Origin of the sequence: Streptomyces longwoodensis, assembly GCF_001514125.1 — a bacterium.
In the GTDB taxonomy this organism is placed as follows: Bacteria; Actinomycetota; Actinomycetes; order Streptomycetales; family Streptomycetaceae; genus Streptomyces; species Streptomyces longwoodensis.
The window spans coordinates 261,466-284,938 of the sequence record NZ_KQ948552.1; the positions used below are offsets into that span (position 1 = coordinate 261,466).

General features: G+C 73.9%; 20 protein-coding genes. 7 read left to right on the forward strand and 13 right to left on the reverse strand.

Annotated elements, in window-relative coordinates; all coding sequences use genetic code 11:
* Positions 1–2: 2 nt before the first annotated feature.
* Positions 3–992 carry an aldo/keto reductase gene (locus AQJ30_RS13685; RefSeq protein ID WP_067233165.1) on the reverse strand — a complete coding sequence of 330 codons (990 nt, stop codon included), beginning with the start codon at positions 990–992 and terminating at the stop codon, positions 3–5.
* 215 nt (positions 993–1,207) lie between these two features.
* On the opposite strand from AQJ30_RS13685, the gene AQJ30_RS13690 reads away from it, so the two are divergent.
* Entirely contained in the window at positions 1,208–2,551 is a 1,344-nt protein-coding gene (locus tag AQJ30_RS13690; protein WP_067233167.1) for an amidase, read from the forward strand.
* A gap of 84 nt (positions 2,552–2,635) precedes the next feature.
* Here the strand turns inward: AQJ30_RS13690 and AQJ30_RS13695 are convergent, their stop codons facing one another.
* Entirely contained in the window at positions 2,636–4,063 is a 1,428-nt protein-coding gene (locus tag AQJ30_RS13695) for an MFS transporter (RefSeq protein WP_067233169.1), read from the reverse strand.
* Positions 4,064–4,159: 96 nt separating this feature from the next.
* Here AQJ30_RS13695 and AQJ30_RS13700 point away from each other — a divergent pair, with 96 nt between their 5' ends.
* Positions 4,160–4,795 carry a helix-turn-helix domain-containing protein gene (locus tag AQJ30_RS13700; RefSeq protein WP_079084013.1) on the forward strand — a complete coding sequence of 212 codons (636 nt, stop codon included), beginning with the start codon at positions 4,160–4,162 and terminating at the stop codon, positions 4,793–4,795.
* Positions 4,796–4,988: 193 nt separating this feature from the next.
* Here the strand turns inward: AQJ30_RS13700 and AQJ30_RS37860 are convergent, their stop codons facing one another.
* On the reverse strand, positions 4,989–5,162 hold the full coding sequence (locus tag AQJ30_RS37860; RefSeq protein ID WP_107119577.1) for a hypothetical protein: 174 nt from the start codon (positions 5,160–5,162) through the stop codon (positions 4,989–4,991).
* 459 nt (positions 5,163–5,621) lie between these two features.
* On the opposite strand from AQJ30_RS37860, the gene AQJ30_RS13705 reads away from it, so the two are divergent.
* Entirely contained in the window at positions 5,622–6,065 is a 444-nt protein-coding gene (locus AQJ30_RS13705; protein ID WP_067233172.1) for a hypothetical protein, read from the forward strand.
* 73 nt (positions 6,066–6,138) lie between these two features.
* On the opposite strand, the gene AQJ30_RS13710 is transcribed toward AQJ30_RS13705, so the two are convergent.
* The 5 genes from AQJ30_RS13710 to AQJ30_RS13730 form a co-directional block, all read right to left on the reverse strand.
* The gene (locus AQJ30_RS13710; protein WP_245726914.1) at positions 6,139–7,707 is read right to left on the reverse strand and encodes an SDR family NAD(P)-dependent oxidoreductase; all 1,569 of its coding nucleotides are present in this window, start codon (positions 7,705–7,707) and stop codon (positions 6,139–6,141) included.
* Positions 7,708–7,824: 117 nt separating this feature from the next.
* A complete protein-coding gene (locus tag AQJ30_RS13715) occupies positions 7,825–9,183 on the reverse strand; it encodes a wax ester/triacylglycerol synthase family O-acyltransferase (protein ID WP_067233174.1) in 1,359 nt (452 codons plus the stop codon).
* 81 nt (positions 9,184–9,264) lie between these two features.
* A complete protein-coding gene (glgC, locus tag AQJ30_RS13720; protein WP_079084014.1) occupies positions 9,265–10,485 on the reverse strand; it encodes a glucose-1-phosphate adenylyltransferase in 1,221 nt (406 codons plus the stop codon).
* A gap of 90 nt (positions 10,486–10,575) precedes the next feature.
* The gene (glgA, locus tag AQJ30_RS13725) at positions 10,576–11,748 is read right to left on the reverse strand and encodes a glycogen synthase (protein WP_067233178.1); all 1,173 of its coding nucleotides are present in this window, start codon (positions 11,746–11,748) and stop codon (positions 10,576–10,578) included.
* 46 nt (positions 11,749–11,794) lie between these two features.
* Positions 11,795–12,583: a (2Fe-2S)-binding protein gene (locus AQJ30_RS13730; RefSeq protein WP_079084015.1), complete on the reverse strand. Its 789-nt coding sequence runs from the start codon at positions 12,581–12,583 to the stop codon at positions 11,795–11,797.
* A gap of 251 nt (positions 12,584–12,834) precedes the next feature.
* On the opposite strand from AQJ30_RS13730, the gene AQJ30_RS13735 reads away from it, so the two are divergent.
* A complete protein-coding gene (locus tag AQJ30_RS13735; RefSeq protein WP_067233179.1) occupies positions 12,835–13,992 on the forward strand; it encodes a DMT family transporter in 1,158 nt (385 codons plus the stop codon).
* On the opposite strand, the gene AQJ30_RS13740 is transcribed toward AQJ30_RS13735, so the two are convergent.
* Positions 13,982–15,199, reverse strand: a complete 1,218-nt coding sequence (locus AQJ30_RS13740; protein WP_067233181.1) for a transglycosylase family protein — start codon at positions 15,197–15,199, stop codon at positions 13,982–13,984. The genes AQJ30_RS13735 and AQJ30_RS13740 overlap by 11 nt on opposite strands.
* Positions 15,200–15,534: 335 nt before the next feature.
* Between AQJ30_RS13740 and gndA the strand changes: the two genes are divergently transcribed.
* Positions 15,535–16,974, forward strand: a complete 1,440-nt coding sequence (gndA, locus tag AQJ30_RS13745) for an NADP-dependent phosphogluconate dehydrogenase (protein WP_067233183.1) — start codon at positions 15,535–15,537, stop codon at positions 16,972–16,974.
* 442 nt (positions 16,975–17,416) lie between these two features.
* Here gndA and AQJ30_RS13755 read toward each other — a convergent pair whose 3' ends face one another.
* From AQJ30_RS13755 to uvrA, 4 genes are all read right to left on the reverse strand, one after another.
* A complete protein-coding gene (locus tag AQJ30_RS13755) occupies positions 17,417–17,890 on the reverse strand; it encodes an Hsp20/alpha crystallin family protein (RefSeq protein ID WP_067233186.1) in 474 nt (157 codons plus the stop codon).
* 186 nt (positions 17,891–18,076) lie between these two features.
* Positions 18,077–18,415 carry a GNAT family N-acetyltransferase gene (locus AQJ30_RS13760; protein ID WP_067233187.1) on the reverse strand — a complete coding sequence of 113 codons (339 nt, stop codon included), beginning with the start codon at positions 18,413–18,415 and terminating at the stop codon, positions 18,077–18,079.
* A 21-nt stretch (positions 18,416–18,436) separates the two neighbouring features.
* Entirely contained in the window at positions 18,437–18,856 is a 420-nt protein-coding gene (gene panD / locus AQJ30_RS13765) for an aspartate 1-decarboxylase (protein WP_067233189.1), read from the reverse strand.
* Between the two features lie 135 nt (positions 18,857–18,991).
* A complete protein-coding gene (uvrA, locus tag AQJ30_RS13770; protein ID WP_067233190.1) occupies positions 18,992–21,460 on the reverse strand; it encodes an excinuclease ABC subunit UvrA in 2,469 nt (822 codons plus the stop codon).
* A gap of 213 nt (positions 21,461–21,673) precedes the next feature.
* Here uvrA and AQJ30_RS13775 point away from each other — a divergent pair, with 213 nt between their 5' ends.
* Together AQJ30_RS13775 and AQJ30_RS13785 are read left to right on the forward strand one after the other, a co-directional pair.
* Positions 21,674–22,255 (forward strand): histidine phosphatase family protein, encoded by a 582-nt coding sequence (locus AQJ30_RS13775; RefSeq protein ID WP_067233192.1) that lies wholly within the window; start codon positions 21,674–21,676, stop codon positions 22,253–22,255.
* Positions 22,256–22,849: 594 nt separating this feature from the next.
* Positions 22,850–23,407 carry a hypothetical protein gene (locus AQJ30_RS13785; protein WP_245726916.1) on the forward strand — a complete coding sequence of 186 codons (558 nt, stop codon included), beginning with the start codon at positions 22,850–22,852 and terminating at the stop codon, positions 23,405–23,407.
* Positions 23,408–23,473 lie beyond the last annotated feature (66 nt).

Consider the following 23,473-nt stretch of genomic DNA (forward strand, 5'->3'; position numbering starts at 1 on the left):
CGTCACGGTGTCCCGGCGGGCAGCAGGCCTTTCTCGCGCAGCTCCTGCCAGAAGGCCTCCGGGACCGGAGTGGCGAACTGCTCGGCGCAGTCGGCGACTTCGGCCGCCGAGCGGGTGCCCACCAGGACGGCGGCGACGGCGGGGTGGGCGGAGCAGAAGCGCAGGGCGGCGCCGCGCAGACCGGTGCCGTGCCGCTCGGCCACCTCTTCGATCCGCAGGGCGCAGTCCAGCATCTCCGGCGGTGCCGTCGCGTAGTTGTACGTCGCTCCGGGCCTCGGGTTGGCGAGCAGGCCCGAGTTGAAGGGGCCGCCGATGACGACCGACACGCCCCGCCGCGCCGCCTCGGGCAGCAGCTCGGCGCCTGCCCGCTGGTCCAGCAGGGTGTAGCGGCCGGCGCACAGCACCACGTCGACGTCCGTGTCGCGCACGAACCGGGTCAGCATCTCCGCCTGGTTCATCCCGGCGCCGATCGCGCCCACGACGCCCTCCGCGCGCAGGCGCTCCAGCGCCGGGTACCCCTCGCGGAAGGCCTCCTCGGCGTGGTCGTCGGGGTCGTGCAGGTAGACCACGTCGACCCGGTCGAGGCCGAGGCGCTCCAGGCTCGCCTCCAGGGTGCGGCGGACGCCGTCGGCGCTGAAGTCCCACACCCGGCGGGAGGCCGCCGGGACGGCGAAGCCGTGGGCCAGGTCGTCGCCGCCCGCGTCGGAGGGCTCCAGCCGGCGGCCGACCTTGGTGGAGACCGTGTAGTCGGCGCGCGGGTGCGCGCGCAGGGCCGCGCCCAGGCGCCGTTCGGACAGGCCGAGCCCGTAGTGCGGGGCGGTGTCGAAGTAGCGGATGCCGTGCTGCCAGGCGGCGGCCACCGCCTCGTGGGCCTGCTCCTCGCCGAGCGGGGTGTAGAGGTTGCCGATCGCCGCGGCGCCGAAGGCCAGCGGGCTGACCGGGACGCCGCTCCGGCCGAGGGTCCTCGTCGTGCGGGCGGGAGTCGGGGACACGGAGGTCCTTTCGCCTACGGGAGCGGGGGCGTGCTCCGCATACTTATCAGACCACCTCGCCTACGGGACTTCGGCGTCCCCGGTCCCCGCGCCCACGGCGGAAGCCGTCTTCCCCCGCCGCCCCCCGCCGCCCCCTCGACGTGACGGCCCGGCCGGTGCACAGTTCTCCCTACGTCCTCACCAGCACGACCCCAGCACGCACCCGAGGAGCCCCCGTGACCAGCTGGACCGGCCGTACCGCCGTCGAGATCGCCGCCGCCGTCCGCGAGAAGCGGGTGACGCCGCGGGAGGTCGTCGCCGACCACCTCGCCCGGCTCGAGCGGCTGGACGGCCGGATCGGGGCGTTCCGCACGGTGCGGGCCGAGGCGGCCCTGACCGAGGCCGACGAGGTGGCGTCCCGCGCGGACCTGGCCGAGCTGCCGCTCGCGGGCGTGCCGGTGGCGGTCAAGGACAACCTCGCGGTGCGCGGCGAGAGCATGCGCGTCGGCTCGTCCGCGACCCCGGACGCGCCGGCCACCGAGGACCACGTGACGGTGGCCCGGCTGCGGGCCGCGGGCGCGGTGGTCGTGGGCCTGACGAACGTGCCCGAGCTGTGCGTGTTCGGGACCACCGAAGGCGTCCACGGCACCGCCCGCAACCCCTGGGACACCTCCCGCACGGCGGGCGGCTCCTCCGGCGGCAGCGCGGCCGCGGTCGCCGCCGGGTTCGTCCCGCTCGCGCTCGGCAACGACGGGATGGGCTCGCTGCGCATCCCCGCGGCCAACTGCGGCCTGGTCACGATCAAACCGGGCCACGGCCTGGTGCCGGCCGGGATCGGCGAGGGCGACTGGTTCGGCATGTCGGAGAACGGTCCGCTGGCGACGACGGTGGCGGACGCGCGGCTGATGCTGTCGGTGCTCGCGGACGCGGAGGTCCCCCGCCCCGAGGAACCCGGTGTGCTGCGCGTCGCGCTGTCGCTGCGCAGTCCGCTGGCCGGGGTCGCGATCAGCGCGCCGTTCGCGTCGGCGGCGCGGGAGGCGGCCGGGCTGCTGGAGCGGGCCGGGCACCGGGTGGCGCGGGCGGAGCCGCCGTATCCGCTGTCGCTGGGCGTCACGGCGCTCGGGCACTGGACGGCGGGCACGGCCGTGGACGCGCGGGGACTGGACCCCCGGCTGCTGGCCCGGCGCACCCGGGTGCACGCGGCCGTGGGGCGCCGGTTCGTCGGCGCGGCCCGGGAGGGCACGGCACGCGAGCGGCTGCGGCAGCGGCTGGAGCCGTTCTTCACCGAGTACGACGTGCTGCTCACCCCGGCGCTGGCCCGCCGCTCCCCGCGCTCGGTGCCGTGGCACGAGCGGGGCTGGCTGCCCAACGTGCTGGTGAACACGGCGTATTCGCCGCTCACCCCGCCGTGGAACCTGACCGGCTGGCCCGCGATGGCGGTCCCCTTCGACGCGCTGCCGTCCGGTGCGCCGACGGCGGTGCAGCTGGTGGGCCGCCCGGGCTCGGAGGCGCGGCTGCTGCGGCTGGCGGAGCAGCTGGAGGAACTCCGGCCGTGGCGCCGTACGGCGCCCCTGCGCTGAGACGACCGGCTCGCTCTTCGTGCTGCTGTCCGCATGGCCCGCTGCCTGGCGGCCTCCGAGCAGGGAGACATGAGGCCCGGAGGGTCAGGCGGGCTGCCGCGCCGGCGGGGAGGCGGGGCTCGGCGAGGGTGCCTTCGGTGGCGCTGTGCGGGCCAGGAGCAGGAGCAGTCCGCCGCAGGCCGCGACCAGGGCCCAGCCGGGGCGGGAGGCGTGGGCGAGCCCCGCCGGGGTGGCGGCCGTGACCAGGCCGCCAGCGAGGGCGATGCCGAGGGCGGCGCCGAGTTGCCTCGCGGTGGAGGTGATCGCCCCGGCCACGCCGGCGCGGGCGGGCGGCAGTCCGTTGACCGCGGTGTTGGTGATCGGAGCGTTGGCGAAGCCGAACCCGATGCCGATGAACAGGTAGGCGGCCAGCAGCAGGAGCACGCTCGTGTGCGGGGTGAGCCCGACCAGGCACAGGGCGCCGGCCGCGATGGAGGCGCCGCCCAGGAGCAGCGGCCGTCGCGGTCCCGTGCTGCCGACCATCCGGCCGGACCAGGGGGCGCAGACGGTCGCTCCGACGGCCAGGGGCAAGGTCGCCAGGCCGGCGGCCAGGGGCGTCCACTGCCGGGTGTGCTGCAGGTAGAGGGTGTTCAGCAGCAGCGTCATGTTGAGGGCGACGAACACGGCCACCGCGCCGACGACGGCGCCGCTGAAGGCCGGGCGCTTGAAGAGACGCAGGTCCATGAGCGGTTCAGCGCGGCGGGACTCCACCCGCACGAATGCGGCTGCCGCCGCGGCGGCCCCGGCGCACCCCGCCAGCGCCGCGGGCGAGGTCCAGCCGATGCGCGGTCCTTCGATGAGGACGCCGACCACGGCGGTGAGGACCACGGTCAGCAGGATCTGTCCGGGCAGGTCGAGCCGCCTGTTCCGCGGCGCCCGGGACTCCGGTACGAACACCGCGCTGAGCAGCAGGGCGGCGGCGATGACCGGGGCGTTGATCCAGAACAGCGCCCGCCAGTCGAGCCCGTGGAGCAGCGCTCCGCCCGTGACAGGTCCGGCGGCCATGCTCAGCCCGAACACCGATGCCCAGGTGCCGATCGCCTGCGCCCGTTCCTTCGGGTCGGTCATCACGTTCACCACGATCGCGAGCGCCACCGGGCTGAGCATCGAGGCGCCGATGCCCTGCAGGGCACGCGCCGTGATGAGCAGGCCGGCCGACGGGGCGAGGGCGCAGAGCAGTGAGGCGGTGCCGAAGACGGCCAGTCCGCACTGGAACACCCGGCGGCGTCCGAAGCGGTCCGCCAGTGCGCCGGAGGAGATCAGACAGCTGGCCAGGACGAGGGTGTAGGCGTCCACGATCCATTCCAGTCCGCGGGTGCCGACCCGCACACCGCGTCCGATGGCCGGCAGGCCCACGTTGACGATGGTGGTGTCCAGTCCGACCAGGAACATGCTCAGGCAGCAGACGGCCAGGATCGTCCAGCGTCTGCGCGTACTGAGCGGGGAGGCTACGGGGTGGGTCGTCGCGGTCATGTCCGCCTCTGCTGTCCGGGAACCATGTCCGGCAAGGCTCGGGCCGCGCCGTGGCCACGGCCCAGCAGTTTTGCGGACCCTGCAAAAATGAGGGACATGGGTACCGAAGTCGAGGACGCGGAACTGGAGCAGACTCTCAACGGCATCGGGCCGCGGCTGCGCAAGCTGCGCCGGGACCGGGGACTCACGCTCGAGGCACTCGCCGCCGCGACCGGGATCTCCGTCAGCACGCTGTCACGGGTGGAGTCGGGCAGGCGCCGTCCGACGCTCGATCTGCTCATCCCGCTGGCGCGGGCGCACCACGTCGCGCTCGACCAGCTGGTGGCGGCACCGGCCAGCGGTGACCCCCGGGTGCACCTGCGGCCCGTGTCCAAGGGGCGCGGCAGCGTCTTGGTGCCCCTGACGCAGTACCCGGGCCGGGTGCAGGTCTTCAAACAGGTGCTGGCGCACCGCGAGCCGGAACTCGTCACGCACGAGGGCTACGAGTGGCTCTACGTCCTCGCCGGCCGGCTGCGCCTCGTCCTCGGGGCGCGGGAGTTCACGCTGCGACCCGGCGAAGTGGCCGAGTTCGACACCACGGAGCCCCACTGGTTCGGGCCCGCGGACTCGAAGACCGTGGAGATCCTGCACCTGTTCGGTCCCCGCGGGGACCAGCCCACCGTCCGCACCAGACCGGCCACCGCGGACCCCTCCCCGCCTGACGCCCCGAATCCGCCGACGACGGCAGGATGACCCGCACCCCGGCGCGCGGGCCGACCACAGTGGGCAGACCCGTCTCAGGGAACCGAGGGGCCGTCGGGTTCGCTGAACGGGGCGGGTATCGGGGCGACTTCGCCGCGCGACGGCTGCGGTCACCCGATGCATCGTCCGGCACGGCCGGAGCCGCGGCCGGTCGTCGGCCGCGGCTCGTGCTGCCGGCGGGAGGTCAGTCGACGCTGGGCAGGATGTGGGGCTCGGCGAGGTCTTCCTCGTAGCCCGCGAGGCGGATCGGGGCGGAGCGGGCCCACACGTCGAGGCTCCCGATGTCCCCGGGCCTGCGGCGGCCGCGCTCCGTGCGTTCCTTGGGGCGTTCTTCGCGATCCATCGTCTCCGGTGTCACCGCGCACTCCTTATGTGTCGGGTCACCCTGGGCACGTGCCGGCCTCTGAACGGTCCGGCGACTGACGCACCCTCGGGACTTGCGTGAAGGCAGTTCGGTCGCGGTGGCGCCGGCAACTCCAGGGAGAACGAACCGATGTGAACCGGCGTGTCCCATGACGGACGATGGGTGCGGGTGGGACCCCTTGGTGCTGTCCGTCCGCTCCAGGTTAACCAAATGAGCAGAGGGCCGCTCGATAGCAGTGAAAATTTGGGGTAACCATGGCAAGTCACCCGGATGTCCCCCTGGGTGAAGTGTGCCGTTTCCGGAGCGTATTCACCTTTTCTGCGTCACTCGAACGGCCTATGGCGACGTACGGGACAGCGAGTCGGCGGCGCAGTTCAGGTGGCGTTGGTCCGGGCGCAAGCTGACGATGATCTGCTGGGGGACCGCAACGGCTGCCCGCGGGAGGACTGGCGCATGGAGCTGCGCAGCGTCGAGGAGCTGATGGACCTGCTGTCCGCGTGCCGGGGCGTGGCGGACCGGCCGGGCGACGGCCCCGGGACGGACCTGCACGACCACGCCCTGCGCACGGCGGCGCTGCTGCGCCGAAGTCGCCCCGCGGACAAGGAACTCCAGCTCGCGGGTCTGGTGCGGCCCGTCGGTCACCTGCTGTGCCCCTCCGGGACCACCGGCCGCGCCGGCCTCACCGCCGACGCCGTACGGCCCCTGCTCGGCCCCCGCGTGGCCCGGCTGGTGGCCGCCCACCCGTGGTCCGACTCGGCCGACGAGGACGCGCTGAGCCTGCGCGACGCCGACGAGGAGGCCCGGGCCGCCGGCTTCGACGCGGGGGTGCTGGAGGACTGGCGGACGGTGCTGGAGCTCGTCGCCGAGCGCAACGCCCGCCTGGGCGCCGTCGACTGACCGGGCCGGGGTCAGGCGGCGCCGGCTGCCCCGGCACGCGGGTGCGGGCCGGGGGCCGGGGGACGCCCGGGGGTCACCACTTGCCGGGCGCGTAGTCCTTCAGGAAGACGCCGTACACGTCGTCGCCGGCCTCGCCGCGCACGATGGGGTCGTAGACCCGGGCCGCGCCGTCGACCAGGTCGAGCGGGGCGTGGAAACCGGCCTCGGCGAGGCGCAGCTTGTCGTAGTGCGGGCGCTCGTCGGTGATCCAGCCGGTGTCCACGGACGTCATGAGGATGCCGTCGGCGTCGAACATCTCCTGCGCGCTGGTCCGGGTGACCATGTTCATGGCCGCCTTGGCCGCGTTGGTGTTCGGGTGCCCGGCGCCCTTGTAGCCGCGGTTGAAGACGCCCTCCATCGCGGAGACGTTGACGACGTACGCCCGTCCGCTCGTCGCCTTCTTCGCGGCGTCCGCCATCGCCGGGCGCAGCGCGCTGATGAGGATGAACGGGGAGGTGTAGTTGCACAGCTGGGTCTCGAGGAGCTCGACCGGGGAGATCTGGTCGATGGTCTGCACCCAGGTGTTGGTGTCGACGACGTCCGGGACGAGGCCGCCGGCGTCGATGGCGGTGCCGTCCAGGTGGCGGGCGACGCTGGCGTTTCCCGCGACGAGCGCGAGGTCGGCGACCCGCTGCGCGTCCAGGCCGCTCACACCGACGGGCAGGGCGGTGATGCCGTCGACGGCACCGGAGTTGAAGGCGCCGATGACGTGGTGGGCGGGGAGCTCACCGGCGGGCAGCGGGGCACCCTCGCCCTCGACCAGGGCCGCGTAGGCGGAGGGCAGGCGGCGTACGGTCTGCGTCGCGTTGTTGATCAGGATGTCGAGCGGTCCCGCCGCGGAGACCTGCTCGGCGAGCGCCACGGCCTGGGCCGGGTCGCGCAGGTCGATGCCGACGACCTCCAGGCGGTGCAGCCACTCCCCCGAGTCCTCCATCGCCTTGAAGCGGCGGATGGCGTCCTTCGGGAACCGCGTGGTGACCGTGGTGTGGGCGCCGTCGCGCAGCAGCCGCAGGGCGATGTACATGCCGATCTTGGCGCGGCCGCCGGTGAGCAGGGCGCGCTTGCCGGTGAGGTCGGCGCGGGCGTCGCGCTTGGCGCGGTTCAGCGCGGCGCAGTCCTGGCAGAGCTGGTGGTAGAAGTAGTCGACCTCGACGTAGCGCTGCTTGCAGGTGTAGCAGGAGCGCGGGCGCTGGAGTATGCCCGCGATGCGGCCGGCCTCGACCTTGGAGGACGGCAGGATGCCCTCCGTCTCGTCGTCGATGCGCTCGGCGGAGCCGGTCGCGGTGGCCTCGGTGACCGCGCGGTCGTGGGCGGTCTTGGCGGCCCGGCGCTCCTGGCGGCGGCGCTGCTTGACCGAGCGGTAGATGTGCGAGGTGGCCCGGCGGACCCGGATCGCGTCGGGGTGGTCGACGTCGATCGTGTCCAGCTCCTCCAGCACGCTCAGGCACACGGCGAGCCGCTCGGGGTCGATGCCCGGGCCGTACGCCTCGGGGGCGTCGGCCGCCTCCTGCGGCTCCCGCGCCTGCGGGACGCGCGACTCCGCTTCGGGGGACGCCGGGAACGCCCCGTCCGCCGCCGCCAGGCCGTCTTCTGTCACCGTCATCGCGCTGCCGCTTCCCTGATCACCCGCGCAGCGCTCCGACCGCGCCCGCCTCCGAAGGCGGAATTTTACTTCAGCGGCGGCTCCGCCTCCGAACCGGCGACGATCATGCCCGCACGATCACGCCCCGCAGGCCTCGATGAGCGTCGCCACCTCCGCGGTGAGCGCGTCGGCCAGCCGGTCGAGGTCGGGTACGGCCGCCGCGTCCGCGACGAGCCCGTAGTGGACGTGGCCGCGGTAGGTCGAGACGGCGACCGCCAGGGACTGGCCGCGGGCGAGCGGGGCGTACGGGAAGACGGCGGTGACCGGGTTCCCGCCGAGCTTCAGGCCGAGGCTCGGCAGGGGCACGCTGGTGACCAGGATGTCGAACCAGAGCCGTGCGGCCTGGCTCACCAGGGGCCCGCCGATGCGGTGCCCGAGGGCGGGCACGTGGTCGGCGAGCAGGGCGACGGCGCCCGCGCCCCGGTGGGGGCCGGCGTCCTTGTTGCGGTCCATGGCCGAGCGGACCGCGGCCAGGCGGCGCAGCGGGTCGGGGTCGTGCACCGGGAGCCGCATCAGGTAGCCGGAGAGCCGGTTGCCCTGGGGGTGGGCGGTGCGCGGGCGGCGCCGGGACACGGGGATGAGGGCGCGGGGGGCCACGCCGTCGCTGCCGTCGCCGCGCTCGTCCAGCCAGCGGCGCAGGGCGCCCGCGACGACGGCGATCAGGACGTCGTTGACGGTGCCGCCGACGGTCTTGCGGACGCGGTGCACGTCGTCGAGGTCGATGACCACCCCGGCGGTGCGGCGGGTGCCGGTGGGTCCGGCGGTGAGCGCCCCGCTGGACCGGGTGCCCAGGGTGGACACGGCCACGGAGGCGCCGATGTCGAGGGCGCGGCCCACGTCGGACAGGGTGCCGCGCACCAGGTCGGGCAGTCGGCGCACGTCCGGCAGCAGGCCGCGGCGCGGCTCCTCGGGGCGCGGGCGGGACGCGGGCAGGTCCATGGGGTCGAGGACGGCGGCGGCCAGGGTCAGCGCGCGAAGCCCGTCGGCGAGGGCGTGGTGGAACTTGAACAGCACCGCGAAGGACGCCCCGTCCCGGCCCGGCAGCACGTGCGCCTCCCACGGCGGCCGGCCGCGCTGCAGCGGGCGTTCCATGAGGCGGCCGGCCTGGGCCTGGAAGTCGGCGGTCGGGGCGTGCAGCCGGACGTGGCGCAGCGGGTCGAAGTCGGGGTCGGGCTCACGGGCCGCGCCGCCGAAGGCGAGCGGGCGGCGCAGGTCGAGAGGGCGGTCGCGGTCGAAGGGCCGCCACACGTCCCGGATCCGCATGCGCAGTCCGGGCACCCCGGCGGCGCGCGCGGCGAGCAGGTCGGCGGCGTGGGCGCCGGCGGTCGGCGAATGGGCCTCGAACACCCCGAGCGCGCCGAGGTGCATGGGGTGCTCGGGCGACTCGATGTTCCAGAACGCCAGGTCCAGCGGTGCGAGCAGATCAGCAGCAGTCAAGGGGTGCCTCGCGTCGACAGCGGGTTGAGCCGGGGGAAGGGTCCACCCCCAGCATCCGCCATCACGCGGTGACGGCGCCCGCTACGACACGATCTGACCCTTCCCGAGGGCGATGACCCCGCCCTGGGAGACGGTGTACAGCTCGGCGTCGCGCTCCGGGTTCACCCCGATGGTCGCACCCGGCGGCACCTGGACGTTCTTGTCCAGGACCGCCCCGCGCACCACCGCGCCGCGCCCGATGTGGACGTTGTCGTGGAGCACCGACCCCTGCACCACCGCGCCCGGGTCCACCACCACGCCCGGCGAGAGCACCGAGCGGGTGACCTGCCCGCGGATCAGGCAGCCCGCGCTGATGATCGACTCACTGGCCATGCCGCCCGCGTTGAAGCGGGCCGGGGACAGCTGGCCGGAGTGGGTGTAGATCGGCCAGGAGCGGTTGTACAGGTTGAACTTGGGGCGCTCGGCGATCAGGTCCATGTGCGACTCGTAGTACGCGTCGAGCGTGCCCACGTCCCGCCAGTAGCCCTGGTCGCGGCTGGTCTCGCCGGGCACGTGGTTCTCGCTGAAGTCGTACAGGTGGGCCTCTCCGCGCGCGGTCAGCTGGGGCAGGATCGAGCCGCCCATGTCGTGCACGGACTCCTCGTCCTCGGCGTCGCGCTGGAGCGCCTCGATGAGGGCCTTGGTGGTGAAGATGTAGTTGCCCATGGAGGCGAAGACGCACTGCGGGTCGTCGGGCAGTCCGGGCGGGTCGGCGGGCTTCTCCAGGAAGCCCTCCACCGTCTGGCCGTCCGAGCCGGGCTTGATCACCCCGAACGACGACGACTCGGTGCGCGGCACGCGGATACCGGCCACCGTGACGCCGGCGCCGCTGTCGATGTGCTGGGCGAGCATCTGGCGCGGGTCCATGCGGTACACGTGGTCGGCGCCGAACACCGCGACGTACTCGGGCTGCTCGTCGTAGATCAGGTTCAGCGACTGCAGGATCGCGTCGGCGCTGCCCAGGTACCAGCGCGGGCCGAGGCGCTGCTGGGCGGGGACCGGGGTGACGTAGTTGCCGAGCAGGCTCGACATGCGCCACGTGGTGGTGATGTGCCGGTCCAGCGAGTGCGACTTGTACTGCGTCAGGACGCAGATGCGCAGGATGTCGGCGTTGACGAGGTTGGACAGCACGAAGTCCACGAGGCGGTAGGTGCCGCCGAACGTGACCGCCGGCTTCGCCCGGTCCGCCGTCAACGGCATCAGCCGCTTGCCCTCGCCGCCCGCCAGGACGATGCCCAGCACGGAAGGTCCACCACGACGCATGGCCCGCTCTCCTCACCCTGGTTGATGCATGGTTGCCCCGGGCGGGGCGAACTAAGCCTGCGAAACGCGGACCACGTGGTCCGAGGGCGCCTACGACGCCTTCAGGACCTCCTCGTACAGCCCGACGGTGCGCCGTGCCACGGCGTCCCAGCCGAACTCGTCCACCGCGCGCTCGCGCCCCGCCTCGCCCATCCGCCGGGCGCGCTCCGGGTCGCCGGTCACCTCGTCCAGCGCGCGGGCGAGGGCCGCCTCGAAGGCCTCCCCCGCGTCGTCGAGGTCGACGAGCAGTCCCGTGCCGCCGTCCTCGACGACCTCGGGGATGCCGCCGACCCGGGAGGCCACCACGGGGGTGCCGCAGGCCATGGCCTCCAGGTTCACGATGCCGAGGGGCTCGTACACCGACGGGCACACGAAGACCGTCGCGTGCGTGAGCAGCTGGATCACCTCGGGGCGCGGCAGCATCCGGGGGATCCAGTGCACGCCGTCGCGGGCCCGGCCCAGCTCCTCGAACAGCTCACGGAACTCGCGGTCGATCTCGGGCGTGTCGGGTGCGCCGGCGCACAGCACGACCTGGGTGGCGGGGTCGAGGTGCCGGACGGCCCGCAGCAGGTGGGGCACGCCCTTCTGGCGGGTGATGCGCCCGACGAACAGCACGTACGGCCGGTTCGGGTCGACGCCGATCCGGGCGAGCGCGTCGGTGCCGTGGTCGGGCCGGTACAGGGCGGTGTCGATGCCGTTGTGCACGACGTGGACCCGGGCCGGGTCCAGGTCGGGGTAGCAGTCGAGGATGTCGGCGCGCATCGCGCCGGAGACGGCGACCACCGCGTCCGCGGACTCGACGGCGGTGCGCTCGGCCCAGCTGGAGAGCGTGTAGCCGCCGCCGAGCTGCTCGGCCTTCCAGGGGCGCAGCGGCTCCAGCGAGTGGGCGGTCATCACGTGCGGGATGCCGTGCAGCATCTTGGCGAGGTGGCCGCCGAGGTTGGCGTACCAGGTGTGGGAGTGCACCAGGTCGCGGCCCTCCAGGGCGGCGGCCATCGACAGGTCCACGGAGAAGGTGCGCAGGGCGTCGTTGGCGCCGTCGAGCGCGGACCACGGGCGGTGGCGCAGCACGCCCTCGGCCTTCTCGCGCGCGGTGAGCTCGCCCCAGCAGTGCACGTCCAGGTCGACCAGGGGACGCAACTCGCGGGCCAGGAACTCCACGTGGACGCCCGCGCCGCCGTACACGTCCGGGGGGTACTCCCGGGTCAGCAGTCCCACTCGCACCCGGAACCCCCTGTTTCTCGTGATCGTCGTGGCCGGATCTCCATGGTCACCCAGACGGGGCCCGTGGGGAAGAGCGCGGCGGTCGTGTGAAGCAACAGTCACCGCAGACGCCGCCCGCGGGCACACGGTAGTAGAGGCAGCAGCTGCGCCGGCGGAAGGCCGGCCCGGTGAAGGTGCCGGTACCGGAGAGGTACGGGTGAGCGAACAGGCGTTCGGCGGCGGTGGCGGTGCGCCGGGCCACGTCCGGGCGCCCGCGGTCGCGCGCCCAGCGGTCGAGCTGGCCGGCCGCGCCCGCGACCGCCGAGGCCGCGTTGCCCCGCAGCAGGCCCGGGGCCAAGCGGTGACGGGCCGCCAGGACCCGCGCCAGCGGCAGGAGGTGTCCCTCTAGCAGCACCTCGCCGATGAGGTCGGCGGGCCGGGGGCGTACGTCCGTCAGCCACAGGTCGTCGGGGGCCGTCGCCTCGGGGTCCCACCGCAGCAGGCCGGGCGCGAGATCCGGTACGGCGCCGTGCAGCGCGGCGCAGCCGAGGGCGACCGCCGCGAGCCGGGCGGCGAGTCCCAGGTGGGCCACGGAGGCCGCGACGCGCTCCTCGGGCGCCCCGGTCCCGGCCGCGACCTTGCGGACACGGGCGGCCAGGGGGTCGGGACCGTCCGGGGCGCGGTCCGCGTAGGCGTCGGCGAGCGTGGGGAGCGGCCGGGGTGGCCGCGCGGCGACCCGCAGCACGAAGAAGCCGCCGAGCGGACGGAGCGCGGCGAGGTCGGCGTCGAGGGCGGGCGCGGGGTCGCCGTCAAGGGCGGGCGCGGGGTCGCGGTCGGGAGCGGGGTCGAGGTCCACGACGTGCAGTCCTACCAAGGGGTGTCGGGGCGATTACCTAGGGGGTCCCCGGGTGTGGATCAGTGGGCGGGTGACGTCGGCACCCGCCCTGGGGATGAGGGGCGGTGCGCCGTACTCCATCGGCAGTAGGACCCATTGAGTGCTCAGGGACGACGACGGGAACAGGATCGGCAGGGCATCGTGTTGGTCATGGATGACGACCGTTCGCCGCGCCGGGCCCCGGGCCCCGGCCTCACGCAGAGGAGCAGCTCATGAGCGCCCTCGCGTTGTCCGTGCTCCTGTCGCTCGTCTCCGCGGTCGCCTACGCCGCCGGAGCGATCGTCCAGGAGCAGGTCGCGGTGTCGTCGCCCGACGGCCAGTACGCGCCGCTGCGCCGGCCGGGCTGGTGGGCGGCCCTCGCGCTGAACGGTCTCGGCGGACTGCTGCACGTGGTGGCGCTCGCCTACGGCCCCCTCAGCCTCGTCCAGCCGCTGGGCGCCCTGACCATCGTGTTCGCGCTGCCCATGGCGGCGCTGTTCGTGCGCCGCAGGGCGGGCGCGACCGCCTGGCGGGGCGCGATCATGGCGACCGTGGGCCTGGCCGGGCTGCTGTCCCTGGTCGGCGCCTCCGACGCGCAGTCGCTGAGCGGCGCCCAGCGGGTGTTCGTCGCGCTCGTCACCGGTGGCGCGGTCGTCGCGCTGATGGTGGCCGGGCGGGCCGCGCACCGGCACCCCGCGGTGCGCAGCGTGCTGCTGGCGACCGGCTCCGGCATCGCCTTCGGCATGTCGTCCGTGTTCACCAAGACGGTCGCCGTGGACTGGAGCGGCGGCGTGACGCCGTCCGACCTGCCGAGCCTCGCCGTGATCGGCGTGTTCGCGACCGCGGGCGTGCTGCTGTCGCAGGCCTCGTACAAGGACGCCGGGCTGGCCGCCCCGCTGGCCACGCTCACCGTGGTCAACCCGGTGGTCGCGGCGGTCGTGGGCATCACGATGTTCGGCGAGACGTTCCGCTACGGCACCACCGGCACGGCGCTGGCGCTGAGCTGCGCGGTGGTGGCGGGGGGCGGTCTGATCCTGCTGACGACGGAGCGCATCGGCCACACGGAGACGGAAGCGGGCACGCGAGCGACGACGGCCGTCCGGCCGGAGCCGTCCCCGTCCCCGGAGGGCGAGCCGACGGGCGCGGTCGCGGTCGCCGGGGCGGTGCACCCCTCGGGCGTCGCCGAGCCGGTCGCCGCGGTGATCCCCGCCGCCGAGCTGCTGGACGTGCTGCCGGAGCAGCCGGCGGCGGCGGAGGTGCGGGTGCCGGCCCCGCGGTCCGCCCCGCAGGAGGACCGCGACGTGCCGACACCGCTGTTCGGGCCGTTCTACGGCGGCCCGTACGTGCCGATGCCGGTCGTGGACCGGCACCGCACGCGGGTCAGATCCTGACGCCGCCGGCCCGGAGGTAGCCCACCGGGTCGACGTCCGAACCGAAGCCGGGCCCGGTCCGCACCTCGAAGTGCAGGTGCGGGCCCGTGCTGTTGCCGGTGGAGCCCGACCGGCCTATGCGCTGGCCGGTGTCGACCGACTGGCCCGAGCGCACCGAGATCGCGGACAGGTGCGCGTACTGCGAGTAGTGGCCGTCGACGTGCCGGATCACCACCTGGTAGCCGAACGAACCGCCCCAGCCGGCGCTCACCACCAGGCCCGCGCGCACCGCCTTGACGGAGGTGCCGGTGGGCACGGGGAAGTCGACCCCGGTGTGGTAGCCCTTCGACCAGGAGGAGCCACTGGCGTGGTACGGGGTGCCGGTCGCGGCGTCGACGGGGGCGACCAGCGTGGCACCGGAGGTGCGGGCGGCGGTGCGGTGCTCGGACTTCTTCGGCGCCGTCCGCTGCTCGGTCTTCCTCGGCGCGCTCTTGTGGGGCTCGGTCTTCCTCGGCGCGGTCCTCGGCTGGGTCCGCTCGGTCCGGTGGGGCGCCGTGGTGGCGGCCCGGCCGGAGAGGGAAAGCCGCTGCCCGGGCAGGATCAGGTCCGGATCGGCGCCGATGGTGGTCCGGTTGGCCGCGTAGAGCCGCTGCCAGCCGCCGTCGACCCGCTGTTCGCCGGCGATCCCGGAGAGCGTGTCGCCCCGGACCACCGTGTACATGGCGGTCTTGCCGGCCCGGGACTGGGGCGTGGCCTGCGGCTGGACGTCCCGTACGTCGGTGGTGGCCCGGCTCGCCGGGTGGGCGCCGGTGGTGGTCCGGCCCGCCGGGTGGACGTCGGGCGACGCGCCGCCCCGGGTGAGTCCGGCCCGCGGGGAGCACGCCGGCCAGGCGCCGGGGCCCTGTCCGTCCAGCACCTTCTCCGCGATCGCGATCTGCTGGTCCTTGGTGGCCAGGTCGGCGCGGTGGGCGTACGTCAGGCCGCCGTAGGCCTCCCAGGTCGACTGGGTGAACTGCAGCCCGCCGTAGTAGCCGTTGCCGGTGTTGGTGTGCCAGTTGTTGCTCGACTCGCAGGCCGCCACCTTGTTCCAGGTGTTCACGTCGGCCGCGTGTGCCACGCCGGATCCGATGAGCGGGAGCGCCATGCCGGCGCCGCCCGCGGTGACGGTGAGCGAAGCTCTGTTGATCCGGTTCGGCTGGTACCGGCGGTGCCGGCCGCGTACGGCCATGTCCGTGCCCCCTTGGCAGGCGTCAGGAGCGGCAAAAGTAAGCGCTGCGAACAGGCGGGGACAAGGCGTCAATCGGCCGCGTCACGTGCCAAGTGGCCGTAAAGCGTCGCTGGTTGGCCGGAACGGTGGTGACAGGGCGGTCCCCGGGTAGCGAACGGGGGCGCGAACCGGCGGCCGGTCAGGTGAGGCGGGGACGCCCGTTCGTACGTACTCACCCGCGTCGGACCGGATGTGCGGGCGGCGTACCGGCACGTCAGCATGGTCGGAGGACCATACTGGCGAGCACGACCGGCACCACCCCCGCACGATTGACGATTGTTCGAGGAGCAGGCGGTATGAGCACATCAGCGCAGATCGGCGTCACGGGCCTCGCGGTCATGGGCCGCAACCTCGCCCGTAACTTCGCGCGCAACGGCTACACGGTGGCGCTGCACAACCGGACGGCGGCGCGCACCCACGCGCTGGTGGAGGAGTTCGGACACGAGGGCGACTTCGTCGCGGCCGAGACCGCCAAGGAGTTCGTGGCGGCGCTGGAGCGCCCCCGCCGCCTGGTGATCATGGTCAAGGCGGGCGAGCCGACGGACGCGGTGATCCAGGAGTTCGCCCCGCTCCTGGAGCCCGGCGACATGATCATCGACGGGGGCAACGCCCACTTCGCGGACACCCGCCGGCGCGAGCGCGAGCTGCGCGAGCAGGGCATCCACTTCGTCGGCACCGGCATCTCCGGCGGCGAGGAGGGCGCGCTGAACGGACCCAGCATCATGCCGGGCGGCTCGGCGGAGTCGTACGAGTCGCTGGGCCCGATGCTGGAGAAGATCTCCGCGAAGGCGTCGGACGGCGCGCCCTGCGTCACGCACGTCGGGCCGGACGGCGCCGGGCACTTCGTGAAGATGGTCCACAACGGCATCGAGTACGCCGACATGCAGCTGATCGGCGAGGCGTACCAGCTGCTGCGCGACGTGGCCGGGTACTCCCCCGCGCAGATCGCGGACATCTTCCGCACCTGGAACACCGGGCGGCTGGACTCCTACCTGATCGAGATCACCGCCGAGGTGCTGTCGCACGTGGACGCGGCGACGGACGGGCCGTTCGTGGACGTGGTCGTGGACCAGGCCGAGCAGAAGGGCACCGGCCGCTGGACCGTCCAGATCGCCCTCGACCTCGGGGTGCCGGTGTCGGGCATCGCGGAGGCGGTGTTCGCGCGGTCGTTGTCCGGGCACGCGGCGCTGCGGGAGGCCTCGCGGGGTCTCACCGGGCCGAAGGCGTCCCCGTTGCCCGAGTCGGAGGCGGCCGTGTTCGCCGACCGGGTGGAGCAGGCGCTGTACGCCTCGAAGATCGTGTCGTACACCCAGGGCTTCCACGAGATCGCCGCCGGGAGCGAGGAGTACGGCTGGGACATCGCCCTCGGGGCGGTCTCCTCGATCTGGCGCGGCGGCTGCATCATCCGGGCGGCGTTCCTGGACCGGATCCGCGCGGCCTACGACGCGCGGGCCGACCTGCCGAGCCTGTTGTCGGACGAGACGTTCGCGCAGGAGATCGCCGGGGCGCAGGACGACTGGCGCGAGGTGATCGTCGCCGCGACCCGGCAGGGCGTGCCGACGCCGGGCTTCTCGGCGGCGCTGGCGTACTACGACGCGCTGCGCGCGGAGCGGTTGCCCGCCGCGCTCACCCAGGGGCAGCGGGACTTCTTCGGGGCGCACACGTACCGGAGGGTGGACCAGGACGGGGCGTTCCACACGCTGTGGGGCGGGGACCGCTCGGAGGTGTCGGCCTGACGGCCTGAACGGGGGCTGCTGCCCTGGCAGTTGTGCGGTGGGCGTCGCCGGTCGACGCCCACCGCTGTGCTGTATGGGCTGTGCTGTGTGACCGGTGCCGGTCCGCCGCGGGTCAGGAGAGCGGCGGGCCCGGCTCCGGGCTGGGGACCGGTTCGGGGCCCGGCGGGATCGGCGACGGGGCCGGATCCGGCACCGGGCCCGGGCCCGGTGGCTGCGGCGTGGGCTGCGGGCCGGGACCCGGGGGCTGCGGCGTCGGCTCGGGGCCGGGGCCGGGCGGCTGCGGCGTGGGCACCGGGTCCGGGAACGGCTCCGCGGGGCCGGGTCCGGGCGTCGGGGGCGGCTGCACCGGGTCGGGGTACGGGTCGGTCATGGTGTCCTCCAGCCGGTCGGCGGACGGTGACTCTGGATCACTCCCCCGCCTACCCGGCGCACGTGCGGGCAGTCACCCTGCGGGGGCCGAGCGTGGTCCGCTTGGCGCAGGCAGCTGCCTGGCCGGGCCGCCGGGGATCCCGGGGGTGCCGCCCGAGATGGCGATCCTGCGGGGCTTGGCCTGGGCGGCCAGCGGGATGCGCAGGGTGAGGACGCCGTTGTCGTAGGCGGCTTCGGCGGAGGCGGTGTCCAGGGCGTCGAAGAGGGTCAGCCGGCGGGTGAAGCGGCCGGTGGGCCGCTCGGTGAGCACGGGCCGGGCGCCGGCCGGGATCGGGGACGGCCGCTCGGCGGTCAGGGTGAGGGTGTCCCGCTCGGTGATCAGCTCGATGCCGGCGCGGTCCATGCCGGGCAGGTCGAACTGGAGGTACAGCGCCTCGTCGTCGCGCCAGGCGTCCGCCGGGATGACGGTGCCGGCCGCGTCGGTGACCTGCGCGAGGTCCTGGGTGAGCCGATCGAGGTCGCCTGGTGCGCCGTTGCGCGCGAGCATGGCCCGGGTCTCCCTTCACGTACGGGTCACGTACGGGTCGTCTGCCAGTCCTTCGCCTCTTCGTATAACGGAGGCGGCGGCATCTTGACAAGGGGAGACTGGATGAAGTTGACGACACCCGGCTCAACTACGGGAACCGGTACGGCCGGTCGGCGTGTGCCGACCGGCCGCGGGGCCCGTGCCGTGTCAGCGGGAGAGCAGCGGCGAGTCCTTGGCGGCGCGCAGCAGCTCGGGGTCGGCCGCGGGGGCCTCGTCGGGGTGCCGGGCGGCCCACTTGACGACGTACGGGCACAGGGGCGCGACGGCGACGCCCTCGCGGGCCGCGATCGCGTAGAGCTCGCGGGCGAGGGAGCCGGCGATGCCCTTGCCCTCGTGGGCGGGCTCGACGATGGTGTGCACCGGGACGAGGGCCGTGCGCGGCGCGTCGAGCACGAAGTACTCGATGTGACCGACGACTTCACCGCCCTCGCCCAGGGCCTCGAGGCGGCCGCCGGCCCGGTCGTCGCGGATCTCGATGTCGCTCATGGCACGCTCCTCGTGCGTCGGTCAGGCCGGCACGGCCTGCGGGCTGCGCTCCTGGTCGGTGCCGGGCACCGGCTCGGAGGGGTCGGCGCCGAGCGCGACGATCCGGTTGTCCCGGTCCACGTGCACCACCCGGGGCGTCAGCGCCCGCGCCTCGGCGTCGGTGACCTGAGCGTAACTGATGATGATCACCAGGTCGCCGGGGTGGACGAGGTGGGCGGCGGCCCCGTTGATCCCGATCACACCGGAACCGCGCTCCCCCTCGATGACGTACGTCTCGAGGCGGGCGCCGTTGGTGATGTCGACGATGTGCACGAGCTCGCCGGGCAACAGGTCGGCGGCGTCGAGGAGATCGGCGTCGATCGTCACCGATCCCACGTAGTGCAGGTCGGCCTGGGTGACGGTGGCGCGGTGGATCTTGGACTTGAACATGGTGCGCAGCATGTTGGTCTCCTGGAGGACGGCTCCCTGCCTGCTTCTGCGGGTCAAGGGCGGCCATCAATGTACACCGGGGCAGGGCGGCGCGGGCGGCCCGTGCACCGGGCCGGCAGCCCGCCTCCCGGCCCCTCGGGCCGGTGGTCAGGAGCGGGCCAGCCGGGCCGCGAGGTAGGGCGCGGTGGCGCTGTGGCGGGCTTTCGCCACCTCGGCCGGTGCGCCCGCCGCGACGACCCGCCCGCCCGCGTCGCCGCCGCCCGGACCGAGGTCGACGACCCAGTCGGCGGTGGCGATCGTGTCCAGGTCGTGCTCGACGAGGACGACCGTGTTGCCGGCGTCGACGAGCCGGTGCAGCTGGCGCAGCAGCAGCGCGGTGTCCGCGGGGTGCAGGCCCGCCGTCGGCTCGTCGAGCAGGTAGAGGGCGTGCCCGCGGCGGGCCCGCTGCAGTTCGGTGGCCAGTTTGATGCGTTGCGCCTCACCGCCGCTGAGTTCCGTCGCGGGCTGGCCCAGCCTGAGGTACCCGAGCCCCACCTCCCGCAACGTCTGCAGGCTGCGGGCGGCGGCCGGGACGGCGGACAGGAACTCGGCGGCGGAGTCGACGGACAGCGCCAGGACGTCAGCGATGTTCTTGCCGCGGTACGTGACCTCCAGCGTCTCGGCGTTGTACCGGGCGCCGCCGCACGTCGGGCACGGCGCGTAAGTGCCGGGCAGGAACAGCAGTTCCACCGCGACGAACCCTTCGCCCTGGCAGGTCTCGCAGCGCCCCTCGGGCACGTTGAAGGAGAACCGCCCGGCCGAGTAGCCGCGCGCCCTGGCCTCGTCCGTCGCCGCGTACAGCTTGCGCACCGCGTCGAACATCCCGGTGTACGTGGCCAGGTTGGACCGGGGAGTCCGGCCGATGGGCCGTTGGTCGACGAGGACCAGCCGGTCGAACGACTCGACGCCCGACGCGTCCTGGACGTCGACCTCCAGTCGCGCCTCGTCGGGCTCCTCGGGCACGAGCCCCAGGTGGCCGCGGACGACCTCGGCGAGCACCTGCGTCACCAGCGTCGACTTCCCCGAACCGGACACGCCCGTCACGGCCGTCAGGACGCGGAGCGGTACGTCGACGGACACGTCGTGCAGGTTGTGGCGGGACACGCCGCGCAGGTGCAGCCAGCCGTGCGGGGTGCGCGGGCGGTGGTCGAGCGGCTCGGCGCGCCCGAACAGGTACCGGCCGGTGGCCGACTCCCCGACCTGCTCGAGACCGGCGACCGGGCCGCTGTACAGCACGCGTCCGCCGCCCTCGCCCGCCCCGGGGCCGATGTCGACCACCCAGTCCGCCCGCCGTACGACGTCCATGTCGTGCTCCACGACGAACAGCGAGTTGCCCGCCGCCTTGAGGCGGTCCAGCACCTCCAGCAGCGGTTCCGCGTCGGCCGGGTGCAGGCCGGCGGAGGGTTCGTCGAGGACGTAGACGACGCCGAACAGTCCCGAGCGCAGCTGGGTGGCGATCCGCAGGCGCTGCGCCTCGCCCGGCGACAGGGTCGTCGAGCGGCGCCCGAGGCTCAGGTAGCCGAGGCCCAGGCCGAGCAGCACCTCGACCCGCGCGACCAGGTCGCCGCAGATCCGGACCGCGACCTCGGTGGTCTCCCCGGAGCGGGCGGTCGACGTGGTGGCGTCGGCCTCGGACCGCCCCGCCACGGGCCGCAGCAGCGTCACGACCTCGGTGAGCGGCATCGCGTTGACCTCGGCGATGGAGCGTCCGGCGAAGGTCACGGCGAGAGCCTCGGGTCGCAGTCCGCTGCCGTGACAGACGGGGCAGGGCACGCTCCTGACGAACCGGAGCGCCCGTTCGCGCATCCTCTCGCTCTTGGAGTCGGCGAGGACGTGCATGACGTGCTTGCGGGCGCTCCAGAACGTGCCCTGGTAGCCGTGGTCGACGCGGCCCTCCTCCGGCTCGACGTACACCGAGGGCTGTTCGTCCGTGTACAGCAGCCAGTCCCGGTCCTTCTTCCTGAGCCGGCGCCACGGCCGGTCGACGTCGATCCCCAGGCCGCTCACGACGCTGCGCAGGTTGGCGCCCTGCCAGGCGCCCGGCCAGGCGGCGATCGCCCCCTCGCGGATGCTCAGCGAGGGGTCCGGGACGAGCAGGTCCTCGGCGACGTCGTGCACGACGCCCAGTCCGTGGCACTCAGGGCAGGCGCCGGCCGCGGTGTTGGGCGAGAACGACTCGGCCTCCAGCCGTGCGGCCCCGGGCGGGTAGGTGCCGGCGCGGGAGTACAGCATGCGCAGCAGGTTGGACAGCGTGGTGAGGGTGCCGACCGTCGAGCGCGAGCTGGGCGCGCCGCGCCGCTGCTGCAGGGCCACGGCGGGTGGCAGTCCGGTGATCTCCTGCACGTGCGGTGCGCCGACCTGCTGCAACAGCCGTCGCGCGTACGGTGCCACGGACTCGAAGTAGCGCCGCTGGGCCTCCGCGTAGAGCGTGCCGAACGCGAGCGAGGACTTGCCCGAGCCGGAGACGCCGGTGAAGGCGACCATGGCGTCCCGCGGAACGTCCACGTCGATGTTCCGCAGGTTGTTCTCCCCGGCGCCGCGCACACGCACGAAGGGGTCGGTCGCGTCATGGTCCATCGTCCCTGAGTACCCGATCACGTCACGCATCGCGCGACGGGCGCCCCCGCACCCGACCCCGCTCCCCGGGAACGCGGACCACCGTCCGCCCGGGCCGACCGACGCCGCCGTGTCGACCGAGTGGCGGCCGCGCGGCCGGTTCCCGCCGTGGGAGTACGTACCGTACGCGGGAGCCGTCCGCGCCGATGACCCACCGACCGCAGGAGCAGCCACGTGACCAGTCGCGTCAGCTTCGTCTCGCCCGCCATGAGCCCGTCGTTGCGGCGGGCCCGGTTCTACGACGGGGGCCCGATCGATGAGGGCGGCGCGGCCCGTGCCCGGGAGGCCGCCGGGGCGCTGCCGGGGGCCGCGCGCGTGGTCGTGTCCCCGAGTGCGCGCTGCCGGCAGACGGCGGCCGCGCTGGGCCTCGACGGGGACGACGCGCCGGAGTTGGACGGGCTGGACGTGGGCCGCTGGCGGGGCCGCACGCTGGAGCAGGTGGCGGCGGCCGAGCCGGAGGCCGTGGCCCGCTGGCTCGGCGACCCGGGCAGCGCACCGCACGGGGGTGAGTCCGTCGAGGCCCTGTGCGCGAGGGTCGCGCGGTGGCTGGCGGGGGCGGCGGCCGTCGAGGGGCGTGTGGTGGCCGTGGTCGAGCCGGACGTGGTGCGGGCGGCGGTCACCGTGGCGCTGGACCTGCCCGCGGCGGTCTTCTGGCGGCTCGACGTGCCGCCCCTCACGGTGACGGAGCTCAGCGGCCGGGCCGGCCGCTGGAACCTGCGGCTCGGACGCCCGGCGGCCGGGGCGGACACCCCCTAGGGAGTCGGGCGGCAGCGCCGTCGGCCGACGGGCGGCTCGATGCCGAAGGAAGTACTGCCCGGCCGACGCCACACGCACCACGCGCTGGACGACGCCGTGGAACAGGCGGACTGCTCGCGAACCTCATGGCGTGGCCGGGACCGCCATCGGAGTGACGCCGACCCGGTCAAGCCACCTCATCCGAGCAGGCTCCGCACCCCGGCGGAACGCGGCTGCGGCAGGGCAGACAAGCGGAACCGTGCAGCTCTCGTGCCGAACGGCCGTCGTCGCCTTGTCCAGGGAGTGCTCGCCCCCGGCCCCGTCCTCGTCGATGCACCGGCCCGCCATCGCATCCGGTCCGTAGACCCAAACCGTCCGGCCGTCCCGGGACAGCGCAAGGTCAGGCCGGTGGCCATGACGTACGTCAGAGCGCGTGTCAAAGTCCGAGGCCCACATGAGGTCGTCGGCGCACGTGAGGCAGACGCCTTCGTTCAGCGTCGTGTACACGGGCCGCTCCATATCCTGTCGGACCACCGACGCTACGACATCCTCACTATCCTGCGGCTGAAAACCTCTGTGGGCTGCGACGTGCCAGCAAGTGGCAGAATGGTCGCCATGTCCAACTCATATGCGCAGCCCATCCTCAGAACGGCCGAACTTCCGGAAGCATTGCGAATTGTCGAACGGTTGCTCAACATCGCCGATCTCGAGGGGCTCGAAGTCGATTACGAGGTTCGAATCTCCTCGGCGCAAACCCTGTCATCGCTGCTGAAGTTGTTGCCGAACGCAGAGTGGTGGGCCGAAGGTGAGGGGGATGGCTCGTCGGCGAAAGGCGACGAACCGGCGGCGCACCTACCCATCCGGTTGAAGAGCTGGGCCAGGTCACCGAAGAGCGTGGGAGCTTTCCTAGAAGCGTTGGGCGATAGCCCTGCCACGGTGCGGTGGGACTTCATGGGCTGGCCCGCCGCTCCTGAGGTGGGCTTGGACATCGGGGGGGCCAGGGGGGCGTTCGTGACGTTGTGCGTGCATGCTCACGATCTCGAGTTGGAGGAACCCGCGACCGATCACACGGTATTCGTCCACGTCAAGCAGGTCGAAGCCGAACGTGCGCCGTGGCTGGCCGCGCAGGTCGGGCTGTCGGTGATCGGCGACTTGGTGATGGCCCCGTACTGAGTGCCCGTCGCGAACGGCTGTGCGCCCCGCCAGAACTTTCCGGCGGGGCGCAGCGACACGTGGGTG